Origin of the sequence: Micromonospora sp. URMC 106, from assembly GCF_051386395.1 — a bacterium.
Classification (GTDB): Bacteria; Actinomycetota; Actinomycetes; order Mycobacteriales; family Micromonosporaceae; genus Micromonospora.
Window position 1 is genome coordinate 134,934 of sequence record NZ_JBPQTP010000003.1, and the last position, 20,015, is coordinate 154,948.

3 protein-coding genes are annotated in these 20,015 nt (G+C 75.1%); all 3 read right to left on the bottom strand.

Going from position 1 to position 20,015, the window contains the following annotated elements; translation table 11 throughout:
- Positions 1 to 39: 39 nt before the first annotated feature.
- Positions 40 to 5,034 (bottom strand): type I polyketide synthase, encoded by a 4,995-nt coding sequence (locus ACSNOB_RS01920; RefSeq protein WP_436684806.1) that lies wholly within the window; start codon positions 5,032 to 5,034, stop codon positions 40 to 42.
- A gap of 36 nt (positions 5,035 to 5,070) precedes the next feature.
- Positions 5,071 to 16,062, bottom strand: a complete 10,992-nt coding sequence (locus tag ACSNOB_RS01925) for an SDR family NAD(P)-dependent oxidoreductase (protein WP_436684812.1) — start codon at positions 16,060 to 16,062, stop codon at positions 5,071 to 5,073.
- Between the two features lie 11 nt (positions 16,063 to 16,073).
- Positions 16,074 to 20,015, bottom strand: a 3,942-nt coding sequence (locus ACSNOB_RS01930; RefSeq protein ID WP_436684807.1) for an SDR family NAD(P)-dependent oxidoreductase, incomplete at its 5' end; no start/stop codon positions are given.

Genomic DNA, 20,015 nt, shown 5'->3' on the forward strand with positions numbered 1-20,015 from the left:
CGCTTCCTCGGGAGGGACGGGAGAGAGCCGGAGCTGGGGTCAGGAGATGCCGAGGTCCTTGTCCACCATCGCGAACAGTTCGTCGTCGGTGGCGTCGTCCAGGTGCCGGCCGATGTCGGCGCCGCCGGTGTCCTGGCCGAGCCGGGAGAGCATCGCCTGGAGGCGTACGGTGGCGCGCACCCGCGCCGCCTCGTCCCGCGCCACCACGTCGAGGCTGTCGGCGATCCGGTCGAGGTCGTCGAGGAGCGCGGTCGGGGTGACCACGTCGTCGTGGGCGACCTCGGCGAAGAGGTACTCCGCCAGGGTCGTCGGGGTCGGGTAGTCGAAGACCAGGGTGACCGGGAGGGCCACGCCGGTGGCCGAGCCGAGCCGGTTGCGCAGCTCGACGGCGGTGACGGAGTCGAAGCCCAGTTCCCGGAACGCCCGGTGCTCGTCCACCGACTCGGCGGACGGGTAGTTGAGCACGGCGGCGACCTGGCTGCGGACCAGGGCGAGCAGCACGGCGAGCCGGTCGGCGGCGGGCAACCCGGCGAGCCGGTCCTGCAGGGAGTCCGGGCCGTCGCCGGCCTCCACGCTGGCCACCTTCTCGGCCGTCTGGAGCCGGCGCACGTCCGGCAGGTCGCTGATCAGCGGGCCGGGTCGGGTGGCGGTGAAGGCGACGGAGAACCGTTCCCAGGCGATGTCGGCGATGGTGAGGAACGCCTCGCCGTGGTCCACGGCCTGGTGCAGCGCGGCGATGGCCGCGTCGGGGGTCATCTCGGGCACGCCGTGCCGGTGCAGCAGTTCCCCGAGCGGGCCGTCGGCCATGCCGCCGCCGGCCCAGGCGCCCCAGGCGATGGAGGTGGCGGGCAGGCCGAGGCCGCGCCGGTGCTGGGCGAGCGCGTCGAGGAAGGCGTTGCTCGGGGCGTAGTTGCCGACGCCGGAGCTGGCCACGCTGCCGGCGAAGGACGAGAACATGATGAACGCGGAGAGGTCCAGGTCCATGGTCAGCTCGTGCAGGTTGTACGCGACGTCGACCTTGGCCTGGAGCACCCGCTCGATCTGTTCCACCCGGATGTCGTTGATCATCGCGTCGTCGAGCACGGCGGAGGCGTGCACGACCGTGGTGAGGGGGTACTCGACGGGGATCGCCTCGATCAGGGCGGCCAGCGCGTCCCGGTCGGCGGCGTCGCACTCGACCACGGTGGCCCGGGCGCCGAGTTCGGTGAGGTCGTCGACGAGCTGCTGGGCGCCCGGCGCGGCCATGCCCCGCCGGCTGACGACGACGATGTTCTCCACGCCGCTGCGGGCCAGCCAGCGGGCGGCGTGCCCGCCGAGCGCGCCGGTGCCGCCGGTGACCAGCGCGGTGCCGTACGGCTGCCACGGGTTCGCCGGCTGGCTGTCGCCGAGTGGGACGCGGGTGAGCCGGCGGGCGAGCAGACCGCCGGGGCGTACCGCGATCTGGTCCTCCTCGCCGGCGGCGGTGAGGGCCGCGACCAGCAGGTCGGCGGAGTGCGCGTCGACGGCCTCGGGCAGGTCCACGAGGCCACCCCAGCGCTGCGGGTGCTCCAGCGCGGCGACCCGGCCGAAGCCCCATACCAGCGACTGCACCGGGGAGCGCAGCAGGTCGGTGAGGCCCACGGACGCGGCGCCGGAGGTGACGCTCCACATGGGGGCGCGCAGGCCGATGTCGCCGAGAGCCTGGAAGAGCGCGACGGTGGCGGCGAAGCCGCCGGGCACGGACGGGTGCAGGGGGTGGGCCAGCTCGTCGAAGGCGAGCAGCGAGACCACGCCGGTCACCTCGGCGACCTCGTCGTGCCCGCCCGACGCGCCGACGAGCGCCTCCCGCAGCAGCTTGCCGAACAGGTCGCGGTCGACGTCGGGGGTGGAGACGGGGACCGGGACGAGCTTCGCGCCGGCCGCCGTGAACGCCTCGACGCAGGCGTCCTGCCAGGGCTCGATGATGTCACCGGTGGGCAGGACGACGACCCAGGTGCCGGTCATGCCCCGGTTGGCGACACCCGTCAGGGGCTTCCAGGTGTCCTGGTAGCGCCAGCTGTCGATGTCGGACTGCCGGCGACGCCGGCGGCGCCACGAGGTGAGCAGCGGCAGGGCCGGGAGCAGCGCGTCGAGGGCCTCGTGCGGCGGGGTGTCCTCGGTGGCGACGGTCTCGGCGAGGGCGGTGATGTCCCCGCGCTCGACGGCGGCCCAGAAGCTGGCGTCGCTCGGGTCGGCCGCGCCCTGGAGCAGGCTCTCCAGGTCGGGGCCGCCGCTGCCGTCCAGCCAGAACCGCTGGTGGTCGAAGGCGTACGTGGGCAGCGGCGCGACCTCGGTCTCGGCGAGGACCTTCGTCAGGTCGACGGGCAGGCCGATCGCGTGGGCGGTGGCCAGGTTGGTCAGCAGGCGCGTCGGGTCGTCGTCGCCGCGGCGCAGGCTGCCCAGGGTGTGCCCGCTGGTGCCGGTGTCGTCGAGGATCGCGGTGACCGGCATGGTGAGCACCGGATGCGGGGAGATCTCCACGAACACGCTGTGCCCGGCGGCGATGGCGACGCGCACGGCGGCGTCGAACCGCACCGTCTGCCGCAGGTTGTCGTACCAGTAGTCCGCCGTCATGCTTGCGGGATCGACCCAGTCCCCCGTCAGCGTCGAGATGAGGCGGGTGTGACCGGCCTGCGGGGTGACGTCGGCCAGGTCCGCGCGGAGCTGCTCGGCGACCTGCTGCACGGCCTCGGAGTGGGAGGCGTAGTCCACCGGGATGAGCCGGGCGCGCAGGCCCTCGGCCTGGCACGCCGCCACCAGGTCGGCGACGGTCTGCGGCGGGCCGGACACCACGACGGTGGACGGGCCGTTGACCGCCGCCACCCCGACGCCCGGGAAGGCCGGCAGGCGATCGGCGACCGCGTCGGCCGAGAGGTCCACCGACGCCATCGTCCCCGTGCCGCGCAGCACGGCCAGGGCGCGGGAGCGCAGCGCCACGGTCCTCGCGGCGTCCTCCAGGGTCAGGATGCCGGCCACGCAGGCCGCGCCGATCTCACCCTGCGAATGGCCGACCACCGCGTCCGGCACGACGCCGGCCGCGCGCCACACGGCCGCGAGGGCGACGCCGACGGCCCACAGGACCGGCTGCACCACCTCCACCCGCTCCAACCACGACTCGTCCTCGCCGGTGAGCACCGACACCAGATCCACGTCCAGGTAAGGGGCGAGGGCACGCTGACACTCCGCCAGCCGCGCGTCGAACACCGGCGTCCGACCCACCAGACCGGCGGCCATCCGCGCCGACTGGGCGCCCTGGCCCGGGAACACGAAGACGGGGCCGGCGCCGGCCCCGGTGACCGTGCCGGTGACGAGGTTGCCGGCCGGCTGGCCGGTGGCCAGGGCGTCCAGCCCGGCCAGCAGGTCCGCGGCGTTCGCGCCGACCACGGCGGCGCGGTGGTCGAACGTCGACCGGGTGGCGGCGAGGGACCAGCCGACCGCCGCCGGGGCGAGGTCGCCGTGCTCACGCACGTGCCGCGCGAGCCGGACCGCCTGGCCGGCGAGCGCGGCCTTCGACCGGGCCGACACGGGCCAGACCGTCACGTCCGAGGCGATCAGGCCGGGCCGTCGCGCGGCTTCGACGGCGGTGGCCTCGGCGGCCTCCTCCCCGTCGACGGTCTCGGGGGCGGCGACACGCGGCCGGTACTCCTCCAGGATCACGTGGGCGTTGGTGCCGCTCACCCCGAACGAGGAGACGCCGCCACGGCGGGGGCGGTCCAGCTCCGGCCACGGCTTGGACTCGGTGAGCAGGGACACCGCCCCGGCGGTCCAGTCCACGTGCGGGGACGGCTCGTCGATGTGCAGGGTCTCCGGCATGACGCCGTGGCGCAGCGCCATCACCATCTTGACCAGCCCGGCGACCCCGGCGGCGCTCTGGGTGTGGCCGATGTTCGACTTCACCGAGCCGAGCCACAGCGGCCGGTCGGCCGGCCGGTCCTGCCCGTACGTGGCGATGAGTGCCTGCGCCTCGATCGGGTCGCCGAGGGTGGTGCCGGTGCCGTGCGCCTCGACCATGTCGACGTCGGCGGTGCCGAGCCGGGCGTTCGCGAGGGCCTGCCGGATGACCCGCTGCTGGGAGGGGCCGTTGGGGGCGGTGAGCCCGTTGGACGCGCCGTCCTGGTTGAGGGCGCTGCCCCGGATCACGGCGAGGACCGGGTGGCCGTTGCGCTCGGCGTCGGCCAGCCGCTCCACGACCAGCACGCCGCCGCCCTCGCCCCAGCCGGTGCCGTCCGCGCCGGCCGCGAACGCCTTGCACCGGCCGTCGACGGACATGCCGCGCTGCCGGGAGAAGACGACGAAGACGCCGGGGGTGGCCATCACGGTGACACCACCGGCGATGGCGAGGTCGCACTCGCCGCGACGCAGCGCGTTCACGGCGAGGTGCAGGGCCACCAGCGACGACGAGCAGGCGGTGTCCACGGTGACGGCCGGGCCGTTGAGGCCGAGGGTGAACGAGATCCGACCGGACGCGACGCTGGTGGTGTTGCCGGTGCCGAGGTACATGTCGACGCCTTCGGGCACGTGCGGCAGGCCGATGCCGTAGTTGGAGGTGCTCAGCCCGACGAAGACGCCGGTGGAGCTGCCGCGCAGCGACAGCGGGTCGATGCCGGCCCGCTCGATGGCCTCCCAGGACGTCTCCAGCAGCAACCGCTGCTGCGGGTCCATGGCCAAGGCCTCGCGCGGCGAGATGCCGAACAGGGTCGGGTCGAAGTCGCCGGCGCCGTCGAGGAACCCGCCGACCCGGGTGTAGCTCTTGCCCGGCTTGTTCGGGTCGGGGTCGTAGAGCGCCTCCAGGTCCCAGCCCCGGTCGTCCGGGAACTCGGTGAGGGCGTCCCGGCCGTCGGCGACGAGCTCCCACAGGTCCTCCGGCGACCGGACGCCGCCGGGGAAGCGGCAGCTCATGGAGACGATGGCCAGCGGCTCCTGGTCGCGTGCCTCGACGGTCTGCAGCTTGCGCTTGGTCTCGTGCAGGTCGGCGGTCACCCGCTTGAGGAAGTACCGCAGCTTGTCGTCGCTCATCGGGTGGCACCTGCCTCGGTTCGGAAGTCGGTCATCTCAGGAGATTCCAAACTCTTTGCTGATGAAGTCGAAGATCTCGTCATCGCTGGCCGAGTCGAGATCGGGCCGGTCCGACTCGGCGGCGGGCGCGGCCGCCAGGTCGGACGCCTTGGCGAGCAGGTCCTGCATCCGGGCGGTGAACCGGGCCCGGGCCGCCGGGTCGAGCGGGATGGTGTTGAGCAGGCTCTCCACGGTGTCGATGCCCTGGAAGATGGGTTGGGCGGAGGGCGCCTCGTCGGCGGCGATCTCGCCGGTCAGCTTCTCGGCGAGCGCGGTCGGCGTCGGGTAGTCGAAGACCAGCGTCGCCGGCAGCCGGAGCCCGGAGAGGGCGTTCAGCCGGTTGCGCAGGTCGACGGCGGTGAGCGAGTCGAAGCCCAGGTCGGTGAAGAGCCGGTTCGGGTCGACGGCGTCGGCGCCGGCGTGGCCGAGGACGGCGGCGATGTTCGCCCGGACCACGTCCAGCACCACCTTCTGCCGCTCCGGCCCGGCCAGCCCGGCGAGGCGCTGGCCGAGCTGCACCCCGCCGGAACGGGTGCCGGCCGCGTCGACGGAGCGTCGCATCGGCGCCCGGACCAGCGCCCGGAGCATCGGCGCGAGGGTGCCGGACTCGGCCTGCGTCCGCAGCGTCCCGACGTCCAGCCGCATCGGCACGACCGCCGCCGCGTCGAGCCGCCAGGAAGCGTCGAACAGGTCCAGCGCCTGTTCGGTGGCCAGGCCCGCCGCGCCCTGCTCGGCCATCCGCCGCACGTCCGCGTCGTCGAGGTGGCCGGTCATGCCGCTGGCCTGCTCCCACAGGCCCCAGGCGAGGGAGACGCCGGCGAGTCCGCGGGCCCGCCGGTGCGCGGCGAGGGCGTCGAGGAAGGCGTTCGCCGCCGCGTAGTTGGACTGGCCGGCGCTGCCCAGCGTCGCCGCCGCCGAGGAGAAGAGCACGAAGGCCGCGAGGTTCGCGTCGGCGGTGAGGCGGTGCAGGTGCCACGCCGCGTCGATCTTCGGCACGGCGACCGCGTCCACCCGCTCGGGGGTCATCGACTCCAGCACGCCGTCGTCGAGGACGCCGGCGGCGTGCACCACGGCGGTGAGCGGGTGCTCGGCGGGCACCCCGGCCAGCAGCGCCGACAGTGCGTCGGGGTCGGCGGCGTCGCAGGTCGCGACGGTCACCTCCGTACCGGCGCCGGCGAGTTCGGTGACCAGGTCGCCGATCCCGTCGGCCGCCGCGCCGCGCCGCCCGGCCAGCAGCAGGTGCCGTACGCCGTGGGTGGTCGCGAGGTGGCGGGCCAGGATGCGGCCCAGCACTCCGGTCCCGCCGGTGATCAGCACGGTGCCGTCCGGGTCGATCCCGCCGGGCAGCAGGTCCACCCCGGCCGGGACCCGCCCGAGCCGTGGCGTGCGGACCTGCCCCGCCCGCACGGCGAGCTGCGGTTCGCCGGAGGCGATCGCGGCGGCCAGCACGGCGGCGCTGTCGGCGGCGTCGTCGAGGTCGACCAACTGGCACCGGCCCGGGTGTTCGAGCTGCGCGGTGCGCAGCAGGCCCCAGACCGGGGCCTGGCGCAGGTTGACCACCGGCTGCTCCCCCGCCGCGACGGCGTCCCGGGTCACCAGCACCAGCCGGGACTCGGCGAACCGGTCGTCGGCGAGCCAGGTCCGCAACGCGGCGAGGGTACGGTGCGTGGTGGCCCGCGCCTGCCCGGCCAGCGCCGGGTCCGTCGGGTCGCCGACGCCGCCGACCGGGACGATCACCGCCTCGGGGGCCGGCTCGCCGCCGGCCAGCAGGTCGCCCAGCGAGTCGAGGTCGACGTCGGTGCGCACCCGTGCGCCGGCCGCCTCGCAGGCGGCGGCGAGGGCCAGATCGTCGCCGCCGAGCACCACCCAGCGGGTGGCCGCCGGCACCGGGCCGGTGGGCACCGGCAGCGCCGGCCAGTCCACCTGGAACAGCGACTCGTGCCGGCCGGAGCGGGCCGCGCCGAGCGAGTCGCCGGTGACCCGACGCATGATCAGCGAGTCGACGTGCAGCACCGGGGCGCCGGTGGCGTCGGCCACCTGGAAGGAGACGCCGACGTCACCGGCCGCGGCGGCGCGCACGCGCAGGGCGGTGGCCCCGGCGGCGAGCAGGGAGACCCCGGTCCAGGCGAACGGAAGGCGGGGCACGGTGGCGTCGGCGCCGTCGCCCATCCGGCCGAGGAAGCCGCCGATCGACATCGCCTGCAACGCGCCGTCCAGCAGCGCCGGGTGCACGCCGAAGCGGCCGGCCTCGGCGTGGTGGTCAGCGGGCAACTCGACCTCGGCGAAGACCTCGTCGTCGCGGGTCCACGCGGCGCGCAGGCCGCGGAACGCCGGGCCGTACCCGAAGACGGTCGCCTCGATGCCGGAGTAGAAGTCGTCGGACTCGACGCGGGTCGCGCCGGGCGGCGGCCACACCCCGAGGTCGAAGGCGGGCGCGGCGCCCTCGGCCGGCCGCGGGGCGAGCAGGCCGGTGGCGTGGCAGGTCCAGGCCACGTCGGCGAGGATCTCGTCGGAGCCGTCCCGGTAGGGCCGCGAGTAGAGCTGGACGGTGCGCCGCCCGTCGTCGTCCCGGTCGCCGACCATCAGCTGCACCTGGAGCGCGCCCATCTCGGGCAGGACGAGCGGGGCGAGCAGGGTCAACTCCTCGACCGTCGGGCAGCCCGCCTGCTCGCCGGCGTACGTGGCCAGCTCCACGAAGGCGGTGCCGGGCAGCAGGATGTTGTCCATCACCCGGTGCTCGCCGAGCCACGGGTGGGTACGCACCGACAGCCGCCCGGTGAAGACCATCCGCTCGCTGTCGGGGAAGGTCAGCGTGGCGCTGAGCAGCGGGTGCCCGGCGTCCTGGAGGCCGGCGGAGCTGACGTCCTGGGCCCGGTGGACCGGGGGTTCCACCCAGTACCGCTGGTGCTCGAAGGCGTAGGTGGGCAGCGGGACGGTGTCGGTTCCGGCGAGGACCTTCGTCAGGTCGACAGGCAGGCCGATCGCGTGGGCGGTGGCCAGGTTGGTCAGCAGGCGCGTCGGGTCGTCGTCACCGCGGCGCAGGCTGCCCAGGGTGTGCCCGGTAGCACCGGTGTCGTCGAGGATCGCGGTGACCGGCATCGTCAACACCGGATGCGGGGAGATCTCCACGAACACGCTGTGCCCGGCGGCGACCGCCACCCGCACCGCGGCGTCGAACCGCACCGTCTGCCGCAGGTTGTCGTACCAGTAGTCCGCCGTCATCGACGCCGGGTCCACCCAGTCCCCCGTCAGCGTCGACACGAGGCGGGTATGACCGGGCTGGGGGACGATGTCGGCCAGATCGGCGCGCAGTTGTTCGGCGACCTCCTGCACCGCCGGCGAGTGCGACGCGTAGTCCACCGGAATCAACCGCGCCCTGATGCCCTCGGCCTGACACGCCTCCACCAGGTCCGCGACCGGCTGCGGCGGACCCGACACCACCACGGTCGACGGACCGTTGACCGCCGCGACCCCGACGCCGGGGAAGCCCGCGAGACGAGCGGTGACCGCCTCGGCGGACAGGTCCACCGACGCCATCGTCCCCGTCCCCCGCAGCACCGTCAGCGCCCGCGACCGCAACGCCACCGCCCTCGCCGCATCCTCCAGGCTGAGGATCCCCGCCACACAGGCCGCGCCGATCTCACCCTGCGAATGACCGACCACCGCCGCCGGGATGACGCCGGCGTGCTGCCAGAGCGCGGCAAGAGCGACACCGACGGCCCACAGCACCGGCTGCACGACCTCCACCCGCTCCAACCACGACTCGTCCTCACCCGTCAACACCGACACCAGATCCACGTCCAGATACGGGGCGAGAGCACGCTGACACTCCGCCAACCGCGCGTCGAACACCGGCGCACGACCCACCAGACCAGCCGCCATCCGCGCCGACTGCGCACCCTGGCCCGGAAACACGAACACCGGACCAGGGCCGGTGGCGACGGCGCCGGTCACGAGGTTCCCGGCCGGCTGGCCGGCGGCCAGGGCGTCCAGGCCGGCCAGCAGGTCGTCCACGCCGGAGCCGACCACAGCGGCCCGCTGGTCGAACGTCGACCGGGTCGTGGCGAGGGACCAGCCGACCGCTGCCGGGTCGAGACCGTCGTGCCCGCGCACGTACTCGGCCAGCCGGGCGGCCTGACCGGCGAGGGCCGCCTTCGACCGCGCCGACACCGGCCAGACCACGACATCCGAGGCCACCAGGCCCGGGCCGGTTGCGGCGGGGGCCTCGACCGGCTCGTCGGCCTGCTCGATGATCACGTGCGCGTTCGTGCCGGAGATGCCGAACGACGACACCGCCGCCCGGCGGGGACGGTCCACCGCCGGCCACGGCCGGGACTCGGTCGCCAGTTCCACGGCGCCGGACGTCCAGTCGATGTGCGGGGACGGCTCGTCGACGTGCAGCGTCGCCGGCACCACCCCGTGCCGGATCGCCTGCACCATCTTGATCACACCGGCGACACCGGCGGCGGCCTGCGCGTGCCCGATGTTCGACTTGATCGAGCCGAGCAGCAGCGGCCGGTCGGCCGGCCGGTCCCGCCCGTACGTGGCGAGCAGCGCCTGCGCCTCGATCGGGTCGCCGAGCGTCGTGCCGGTGCCGTGCGCCTCCACCACGTCCACGTCGGCCGTGGACAGCCGCGCCGAGGCCAGCGCCTGCCGGATCACCCGCTGCTGCGACGGACCGTTCGGCGCCGTCAACCCGTTCGACGCGCCGTCCTGGTTGATCGCCGAGCCGCGTACCACGGCGTAGACCGTGCGGCCCTGCCGGCGGGCGTCGGAGAGCCGCTGCACGAGCAGCATGCCGACGCCCTCGGACCAGCCGGTGCCGTCCGCCGAGGCGGCGAAGGACTTGCAGCGGCCGTCGGCGGCGAGGCCGCGCTGGCGGGAGAACTCGACGAACGCGGTCGGGGTGGCCATCACCATGACGCCGCCGGCGAGGGCCATGTCGCACTCGCCGCGCCGCAGCGCCTGGCCGGCCCAGTGCAGCGCGACGAGGGACGACGAGCAGGCCGTGTCCAGCGACACCGCCGGCCCCTCCAGCCCGAACGTGTACGCGACCCGGCCCGAGATGACGCTGCTGGTCATCCCGGTCAGCAGGTAACCCTCGGCGGCCTCCGGCGAGTATGCGAGCAGCGAGCCGTAGTCCTGGCCGCTGGTGCCGACGAAGACGCCGGTGCTGCTTCCCCGCACGGCGGTCGGGTCGATGCCGGCGGACTCGAACGACTCCCAGGTGGTCTCCAGCAGTAGCCGCTGCTGCGGGTCCATGGCCAGGGCCTCGCGGGGCGAGATGCCGAAGAAGCCGGGGTCGAACCGGTCGACGCCGTCGAGGAAGCCGCCGCCCCGGGTGTAGAAGGTGCCGCTGGCGTCGGGGTCCGGGCTGTAGAGGGCGTCGAGGTCCCAGCCCCGGTCGGTGGGCAGGCCGGTGATCGCGTCGACGCCGTCGGCCACGAGCCGCCACAGGTCGTCGGGGGACCACACGCCGCCGGGCAGCCGGCAGGCCATGCCGATGATGGCGAGGGGCTCGTCGTCGCCGACCGCCACGGTGGCGGTCGTGGGCCGCACGGGGACCGGGGTGCCGGCGATCTCCGTACCCAGGAAGGCGGCCAGGTCGTGCGGGGTCGGGTAGTCGAAGACGAGGGTGGCCGGCAGCCGCATCCCGAAGGCGTTGTTGAGCCGGTTGCGCATCTCGACGGCGGTGAGCGAGTCGAAGCCGAACTCGCTGAACGCCCGGCGCGGCTCGATGGCCGCCGGGTCGGGGTAGCCGAGCACGGCGGCGGCCTGCCCCCGGACGATCTCGACCAGCGCGGCGGCCCGGTCGGTGTCGCCGAGCGCGGCGAGCTGCTGCACCAGGGACGCGCCGGTGGTGGCCGCTGCGGCGGCTCGGGCGGGCGTGCGGATCAGCGCCCGGTACAGCGGCGGGATGCTGCCGCCGGCGAACTGCGCCTTCATCGCGGCAAGGTCGAGGCGGGCCGGGACGAGTGCGGCGTCGGTGGTGCGGCAGGCCGCGTCGAAGAGGGCGAGCCCCTCCTCGGCCTCCATGGCGGCGACGCCGGAGCGGGAGATCCGGTTGAGGTGGACGTCGTCCAGCTCGGTGGTCATGCCGCTGCGGTCGGCCCAGAGGCCCCAGGCCAGGGTGAGCGCGGCGAGCCCGCGTGCCTTGCGGTGCTGGGCCAGCCCGTCGAGGAACGCGTTGGCGGCGGCGTAGTTGCCCTGGCCCGGTCCGCCGGCGGTGGCGGCGAGCGAGGAGTACGAGACGAACGCCTTCAGGTCGAGGTCGGCGGTCAGCTCGTGCAGGTTCCAGGCGGCGTCGACCTTGGGCCGCAGCACGCCGTCCATCCGCTCCGGGGTGAGGGAGGAGATCACGCCGTCGTCGCGGACGCCGGCGGCGTGGATGACGGCGGTGAGCGGGTGCTCCGCCGGGATGCCCGCCAGCAGTTCCGCCACGGCGGTCCGGTCGGCCACGTCGCAGGCGGCGACGGTGACGGTCGCGCCGAGCGCCGCCAGCTCCGCGCAGAGCTCGTCGACGCCCTCGGCCGCCCGGCCGCGCCGGCTGGTCAGGATGAGGTGCCGGACGCCGTACGCGGTCACCAGGTGCCGGCTCATCAGCTGGCCGAGGGTGCCGGTGGCGCCGGTGATCAGGACGGTCCCCTCCCCGTCGAACGGGGCGGCCGGCGGTTCGGCCACGGCCGGGACGCGGGTGAGGCGGGCACCGGCGGCGACGCCGGAGCGGATCACCACCTGCGGCTCGTCGGTGGCGACGGCCGGGACGAGCGCGGCGGCGGAGCCGGCCACGTCGTCGACGTCGACCAGCAGGAACCGGTCGGGGTTCTCCGACTGGGCGGAGCGGAGCAGGCCGATCACCGCCGCGCCGGCCAGGTCGGTCAGGTCGACGTCCCGGTCGGTGGCGACCGCGCCCCGGGTCAGCACGACCAGCCGGGAGGCCGCGTACCGGTCGTCGGCCAGGAACTGCTGGAGCACGGCGAGCGCCCGGTGGGTCACCTCGGCGACGACGCGCGGCACGTCGGCCGACGCGGGCGGGTCGAGGAAGGGCACGACCAGCACGCCGGGCGCGTCCGTCCCGTCGTCCATCGCCGTGGCCAGGGCGGTCAGGTCGCGGTACGCCGACACGGCCGTCCCGGTGGCCGCGACGGCCTCGGTGAGGGCCGGCGCGTCGCCGACCACCGCCCAGTCGCCGGTCGACGGGCCGGCGGCCGGGGCGAGCGGGGCCCACTCGACCCGGAACAGCGACTCCGTCCCGCCACCTCCGGCGGTGCGGAGCTGGTCGGCGGAGACCGGCCGCAGGACGAGGGAGCCGACGGAGATGATCGGCGCGCCGGTGACGTCGGCGAGCAGCAGCGAGATGCTGTCGGCCCCGGTGTGCGAGACCCGCACCCGGGCCGCCGCCGCCCCGGCGGCGTGCAGGGCGACGTCGTTCCAGGAGAACGGCAGCCGGCCGTATCCGGGCGGAATGCCGGCCCCGGCCGGCGCGGCGGCGGGCGTGGTCAGCCCGAGGGTGTGCAGCGCCGCGTCGAGCAGCGCCGGGTGCAGTCCGTACCCGTCGGCCTCGGCGGCGGGGGCCTCCGGCAATGCCAGCTCGGCGAAGAGGTCGTCGCCGCGCCGCCAGGCGGAGCGCAGCGCGATGAAGGACGGACCGTAGTCGTAGCCCTGGGCGGCGAGGTTCAGGTACAGGTCGTCGGTGGCGACCTCGGTCGCTCCCGGCGGCGGCCAGGCGGTCAGGTCGGACCAGCCCGAGGGCCCACCCGGTCCGGCGGGGCCGCCGGCCAGCACACCGCTGGCGTTGCGGGTCCAGGCCCGCTCCCCGGCGCCGTCGGCCGGGTCGCCGTCCGGCGCGGAGTGCAGGGACACGGAGCGGCAGCCGGTCTCGTCGGCCGGGCCGATCCAGAGCTGGATGTCCACGCCGCCGGTCTCGGGCAGGATCAGCGGCGACTCCAGGGTGAGTTCGCGGACGTGGTCCGCGCCGACGTGCGCGCCGGCTTGGAGGGCGAGTTCGACGAAGCCCGTGCCGGGCAGCAGCACGGTGTCGAAGACGACGTGGTCGGAGATCCACGGGTGGGTGCGCCGGGCCAGCCGCCCGGTGAACAGGAAGCCCTCGGCGTGCGCGACCCCAACGGCGGCGCCGAGCAGGGGATGCCGCGCGGGCCGCAAACCGACCGCGGTGACGTCTCCGGTCCATCCCGCCCCCGCCTCGGGCCAGTAGCGCTGGTGCTGGAAGGCGTACGTGGGCAGGTCGACCCGCCGCGCGCCGGTCTCGGCGAACCACTCCCGCCAGGTCACCGGCACGCCATGCACGTGCAACTCGGCCAGGGCGTGCAGCAGCGCATGCGCCTCGGGCCGGTCGCGCCGCTGGACGGCGACGGCCAACACGGCGTCGTCGTCGGGCAGGATGTCCGCCGCCATCGCGGTCAACACGCTCTGCGGGCCGACCTCCAGGAACGTATCCACCCCAGCGGCACGCAGGGCGGCGACCCCGTCGGCGTAACGCACCGCCTCGCGGACGTGCCGCACCCAGTACTCCGGGCTGCGAATCTCCTCGGCGTCGGCGAGCGCACCGGTCACATTCGACACCAACGGCAGCACCGGCGCCGCGAACGCCAGCCCACCCAGGACCGCCCGGAACTCCGCCAGCATCGGCTCCATCAACGGACTGTGAAACGCGTGACTCACCGCCAGCCGACGAGTCCGCGCACCCCGCTCCCGCCACGTCCGCTCCACCTCGTCGAGGGCATCGACGGCCCCGGACACCACGACCGACGTCGGCCCATTCACCGCCGCGATCCCCACCCGGTCGCCCAGCCCGGCGATCGACTCGACCACCGCGACCTCGTCCGCCGCCACGGCCAACATCCCGCCACCCTCGGGCAGCGCCTGCATCAACCGACCCCGCGCCGCCACCAACGCGCACGCGTCGCCCAGGGACAGCACCCCGGCCACGTGCGCGGCCGCGATCTCACCGATCGAGTGGCCGCCCACGAAGTCCGGCACGACCCCGAACGACTCGACCAGGCGGAACAGCGCCACCTCGACCGCGAACAACCCCGCCTGCGTGAACACCGTCTGATCCAGCAGACCCGCCTCGGCCGAACCCTCGGCAGCGAACAGCACCTCCCGCAACGGACACGGCAACAACGGATCGAGCTGCCCACACACCTCGCCCAGCGCGGCCGCGAACACCGGGAACTCGGCCGACAACTCCCGACCCATGCCCGCGCGCTGCGCCCCCTGACCCGAGAACAGCAACGCCAGCGAACCCCGGCCACCCGCCTGGCCCACGACCACACCGCCCGCCGGCACGCCGGACGCCAGCGCCCGGAGCCCGGCGAGCAGGTCGTCGCGGTCGGTGGCGGGCACCACGGCGCGGTGGTCGAGGGTGGACCGGGAGGTGACCGACGAGAAGGCCACGTCCAGCGGTCGCAGGGTCTCGTCGGCGGCCAGCCGGGCGGCCCAGCGCTCCGCCTGCCCGGCGAGGCCGGCGGCGTCACGGGCGGACACCAGCACCGGCACGACCGGCCGCTGGACGACCGGCGCGGCGTCGGTCGGCGTGGGTTGGGGCGCCGGGGCCTGCTCCAGGATCGTGTGCGCGTTCGTGCCGGACACCCCGAACGAGGAGACGGCCGAGCGGCGGGGCCGGTCCACCGCCGGCCACGGCGTCGCCTCGGTCACCAGCGAGACGGCGCCGGCCGACCAGTCGACCTCCGGGGTCGGCTCGTCCACGTGCAGGGTCGGCGGCACGACGCCGTGCCGCATCGCCATGACCATCTTGATCACGCCGGCCACACCGGCGGCGGCCTGGGCGTGCCCGATGTTCGACTTGACGGAGCCGAGCAGCAGCGGCGCGGCGTCGCCCCGGTCCTGCCCGTACGTGGCGAGCAGCGCCTGCGCCTCGATCGGGTCGCCGAGCCGGGTGCCGGTGCCGTGCGCCTCCACCACGTCCACGCCGCCGGCGGCGAGACCGGCGTTGGCCAGGGCCTGCTGGATCACCCGCTGCTGCGAGGGCCCGTTCGGAGCGCTCAGGCCGTTGGACGCGCCGTCCTGGTTGACGGCGCTGCCCCGCACCACGGCGAGGATCGGGTGGCCGTTGCGCTGCGCGTCCGACAGCCGCTCCAGCAGCAGCACGCCGACGCCCTCGGACCAGCCGGTGCCGTCGGCGGCGGCGGCGAACGCTTTGCACCGGCCGTCGGCGGCGAGGCCGCGCTGCCGGGAGAACTCGACGAAGGCGGCCGGGGTGCACATGGCGGTGACCCCGGCGACGATGGCCAGGGTGCACTCGCGCTGCCGCAGCGCCTGCCCGGCGAGGTGCAGGGCGACGAGGGAGGACGAGCAGGCGGTGTCGATGGTGACCGCCGGCCCCTCCAGGCCGAAGGTGTAGGCGATCCGGCCGGAGACGACGCTGCCGGCGTTGCCGGTCATCAGGTGCCCTTCCAGGCCCTGCGCGGCGCCCATCAGCACGGTGCCGTAGTCCTGCCCGGTGCTGCCGGCGAAGACGCCGGTGCGGCTGCCGCGCAGCGAGTGCGGGTCGATGCCGGCCCGTTCGAGGGCCTCCCACGAGGTCTCCAGCAGCCAGCGCTGCTGCGGGTCCATCGCCAGCGCCTCGCGCGGGGAGATCGCGAAGAAGCCCGGGTCGAAGTCGGCCAGGTCGTGGACGAAGCCACCCTGCCGCGTGTACGACGTGCCGGCCTGCTCCGGGTCGCTGTCGTAGAGCGACCCGAGGTCCCAACCCCGGTCCTCGGGGAAGTCGGTGACCACGTCCCGGCCGGACGCGACCACCTCCCACAGGTCCTCCGGCGACCGCACCCCGCCGGGGAACCGGCAGCTCATGGAGACGATGGCGACCGGTTCCTGTTCACCGGCCTCCACCTCGCGCAGGCGCTGCCGCACCTGGTGCAGGTCAGCGGTGACCCGCTTGAGGTAGTCGAGAAGCTTCGCCTCGTCAGCCATGGACCGCGCACTCCTTGTGTTGACCCGTCGACGCAGCAGCGATCACGTCAGGACATCCCCAGCTCGCGGTCGATGAAGTCGAAGACCTCATCCGGCGTCGCGTCCTGGAGCTTCTCGGCGACGGTGTCGCCGTCCGCCGGCGCGTCGGCCTCGTTGAGGGAGGCCAGCAGCGCCCGCAGCCGCTCGGTGATCCGAATCCGGGCGCTGCGGTCCGGCGCCGAGCCGGAGAGCGCCGCTTCCAACCTGTCCAGTTCGCCGAAGACCGGGGCGACCCCGACCACCCCGCCGTCGACGATCGCTGCCCGCACGTACTCGGCCAGCCCGGCGGCCGTCGGGTAGTCGAAGACCACCGTGGCGGGCAGCCGGACGCCGGTCGCCGCGGTGAGCCGGTTGCGCAGCTCGACGGCGGTCAGCGAGTCGAAGCCGAGTTCCCGGAACGCCCGGTCCGGCTCGACGGCGTCCATCGCGGCGTGCCCGAGCACCGCGGCGGCCTGGCCGCGTACCAGCTCAAGCAGGGTCTTGCGCCGTTCGGCGTCGGTCTGCCCGGCGAGCAGGGCGGCCAGGGACTCCGCGGACACGCCGGCGTCCTCGGCCCGCTCGGCGGCGGCACGCCGCGCCTCGGCCACGCCCGCGATGAGCGGGCTGGGCCGCACGGCGACGAACCCGGGGACGTACCGGGCCCAGTCGATGGCGGCCACCAGCGTCGCCGGCTCGCCGCCCGCGACGCACCGCGCGAGCGCGGTGAGGGCGGGCTCGGTGTCGAGGCGGGCCACGCCCGTACGCCGGCGGCGCTCCTCGACCGCCTGGTCGGCGGCGGCCATCCCGCCGGCCGCCCAGGGGCCCCAGGCGACGGAGGTGGCCGGCAGGCCCTGCCGGTGCCGCTGCTCGGCGAGGGCGTCGAGGTAGGCGTTGGCGGCGGCGTAGCTGCCCTGGCCGGCGGCGCCGAGCTGGCCGGCCATCGCGGAGAACAGCACGAACGCGCGCAGCTCCCGGCCGACGGTCAGTTCGTGCAGGTGCAGCGCGCCGAGCACCTTGGGCCGCAGGACGGTGGCGAGCCGCTCGGCGGTGAGCCCGTCGAGCACCCCGTCGTCCAGCACACCGGCCGCGTGCACCACGCTGGCCAGCGGCGCGTCGGCGGGTACCTCGTCGAGCAGCTTGGCCAGCGCCGCCCGGTCGGCCACGTCGCAGGCGGCGACGGTCACCCGGGCGCCGGCGTCGGTCAGCTCGCGGACCAGTGCGGTGGCGCCCGGGGCGTCCGCGCCCCGGCGGCTCACCAGCAGCAGGTGCTCGGCGCCGCGGGCGGCCAGCCAGCGGGCCACCTCCGCGCCGAGCGCGCCGGTGCCGCCGGTGACCAGCGTGGTGCCCGGGTAGCCCGCCTCGTCGGTGACGGCCGCGCCGCCGGGCGCCCGCACGAGCCGGCGCACCAGGATGGTCGCGCCGTCGACCGCGATCTGGTCCTCGCCGTCGAGGCCGGCGAGCGCGGCGCAGAGCAGGTCCCAGCCGTGGTCGTCCAGGGTGGCCGGGACGTCGACCAGGCCGCCCCACCGCTGCGGGTGTTCCAGGGCCACGACCCGGCCGAGGCCCCAGAGCAGCGACTGCTCCGGGCGACCGGGGGTTCCGCCCCGGGTGGTGCCGGCGGCACCCCGCGTGACGCACCACAGCGGCGCGGCCACGTCGAGGTCGCCGAGGGCCTGGATCAGCGCCAGCGACCGGGCGAGGAACGGCGGCACCGGCTGGGTGTCGTCGACCGCGCCGTCGGCGAGGGCGAGCAGCGACAGCACCCCGTCGACCGGGGCCGGTCCGCCGTCGGCGGTCCGGGTCGCGCTGGCCAGGTGCGCGGCGAGGGCGGCCCGGTCGGTCACGATCTCCGGCAGCAGCACCAGTCGGGCGTCGGCGCCCCGACGGCCCAGTTCGGCGACGGCGGCCTCGCCCTCCTCCGGGTGCCGCTCGTCGGCGACGACCCACCAGGCGCCGGGGAGGAAGCTGACCGGCGTTCCGGTGTACGGCTGCCAGACGCTGCGGTACCGCCAGTCGTCCAGGGTGGACCGTTCCCGCTGCTGCCGCCGCCAGGAGGCGAGCACGGGCAGGGCCGCGCCCAGCCGCTCCAGGGATTCCGTGGCGCTCTGCGCGGTGAGTTCCGCGAGCGCGGCCAGGTCCTCCCGCTCGACGGCCGCCCAGAACGCGGAGTCGACGCCGCTCGGGGCCTCGTCGGTGCCGCCCTGCCCGGTCGTCGCGGTCGGCCAGAACCGGTCCCGGTCGAAGGCGTACGTGGGCAGGTCGACGGTGTCGGTCTCGGCGAGGACCTTCGTCAGGTCGACGGGCAGGCCGATCGCGTGGGCGGTGGCCAGGTTGGTCAGCAGGCGCGTCGGGTCGTCGTCACCGCGGCGCAGGCTGCCCAGGGTGTGCCCGGTAGCACCGGTGTCGTCGAGGATCGCGGTGACCGGCATCGTCAACACCGGATGCGGGGAGATCTCCACGAACACGCTGTGCCCGGCGGCGACCGCCACCCGCACCGCGGCGTCGAACCGCACCGTCTGCCGCAGGTTGTCGTACCAGTAGTCCGCCGTCATGCTTGCGGGATCGACCCAGTCCCCCGTCAGCGTCGACACGAGGCGGGTATGACCGGGCTGGGGGACGATGTCGGCCAGATCGGCGCGCAGTTGTTCGGCGACGTCCTGCACCGCCGGCGAGTGCGACGCGTAGTCCACCGGAATCAACCGCGCCCTGATGCCCTCGGCCTGACACGCCTCCACCAGGTCCGCGACCGGCTGCGGCGGACCCGACACCACCACGGTCGACGGACCGTTGACCGCCGCGACCCCGACGCCGGGGAAGCCCGCGAGACGAGCGGTGACCGCCTCGGCGGACAGGTCCACCGACGCCATCGTCCCGGTCCCCCGCAGCACCGTCAGCGCCCGCGACCGCAACGCCACCGCCCTCGCCGCATCCTCCAGGCTGAGGATCCCCGCCACACAGGCCGCGCCGATCTCACCCTGCGAATGACCGACCACCGCCGCCGGGATGACGCCGGCGTGCTGCCAGAGCGCGGCGAGAGCGACACCGACGGCCCACAGCACCGGCTGCACGACCTCCACCCGCTCCAACCACGACTCGTCCTCACCCGTCAACACCGACACCAGATCCACGTCCAGATACGGGGCGAGAGCACGCTGACACTCCGCCAACCGCGCGTCGAACACCGGCGCACGACCCACCAGACCAGCCGCCATCCGCGCCGACTGCGCACCCTGACCCGGAAACACGAACACCGGACCCGCACCATGACCGGACGCGGTGCCCGTGACCACGTTGCCCGCCGGCGCGCCGGCGGCCAGGGCGTCCAGGGCGGCCAGCAGCTCGGCGACACCGGCACCGACCACGGCGGCCCGCTGGTCGAACGTCGACCGGGTGGTGGTCAGGGACCAGGCCACGGCGGCCGGGTCCAGATCCCCGTGCTGGCGGACGTGGCGGGCCAGCCGTGCCGCCTGACCGGCGAGGGCGGCGTTCGACCGCGCCGACAGCGGCCACACGACGACGTCCGAGGCGACGAGCCCCGGGCCCGGGTCCGCGCCGTCATCGGCGGCGGGCTCCGCGTGCTCGGCGGGCGCGTCCTCGGGCAGTTCGATGATGACGTGCGCGTTCGTGCCGGAGATGCCGAACGACGACACCGCCGCCCGGCGGGGACGGTCCACCGCCGGCCACGGCCGGGACTCCGTCGCCAACTCCACCGCGCCGGCCGACCAGTCGATGTGCGGCGACGGCTCGTCCACGTGCAGCGTCGCCGGGACCACGCCCTCCCGCATCGCCAGCACCATCTTGATCACACCCGCGACACCGGCGGCGGCCTGGGTGTGCCCGATGTTCGACTTCACCGAACCGAGCAGCAGGGGCTCGTCCCGGTCCTGCCCGTAGGTGGCCAGGAGCGCCTGCGCCTCGATCGGGTCGCCCAGCGTGGTACCCGTGCCGTGCGCCTCCACCACGTCCACGTC

What these genes read in the sequence shown, in the direction of transcription:
- ACSNOB_RS01920 (WP_436684806.1), bottom strand. Translation starts at nt 5,034, where the DNA reads ATGAGCGACGACAAGCTGCGGTACTTCCTCAAGCGGGTGACCGCCGAC.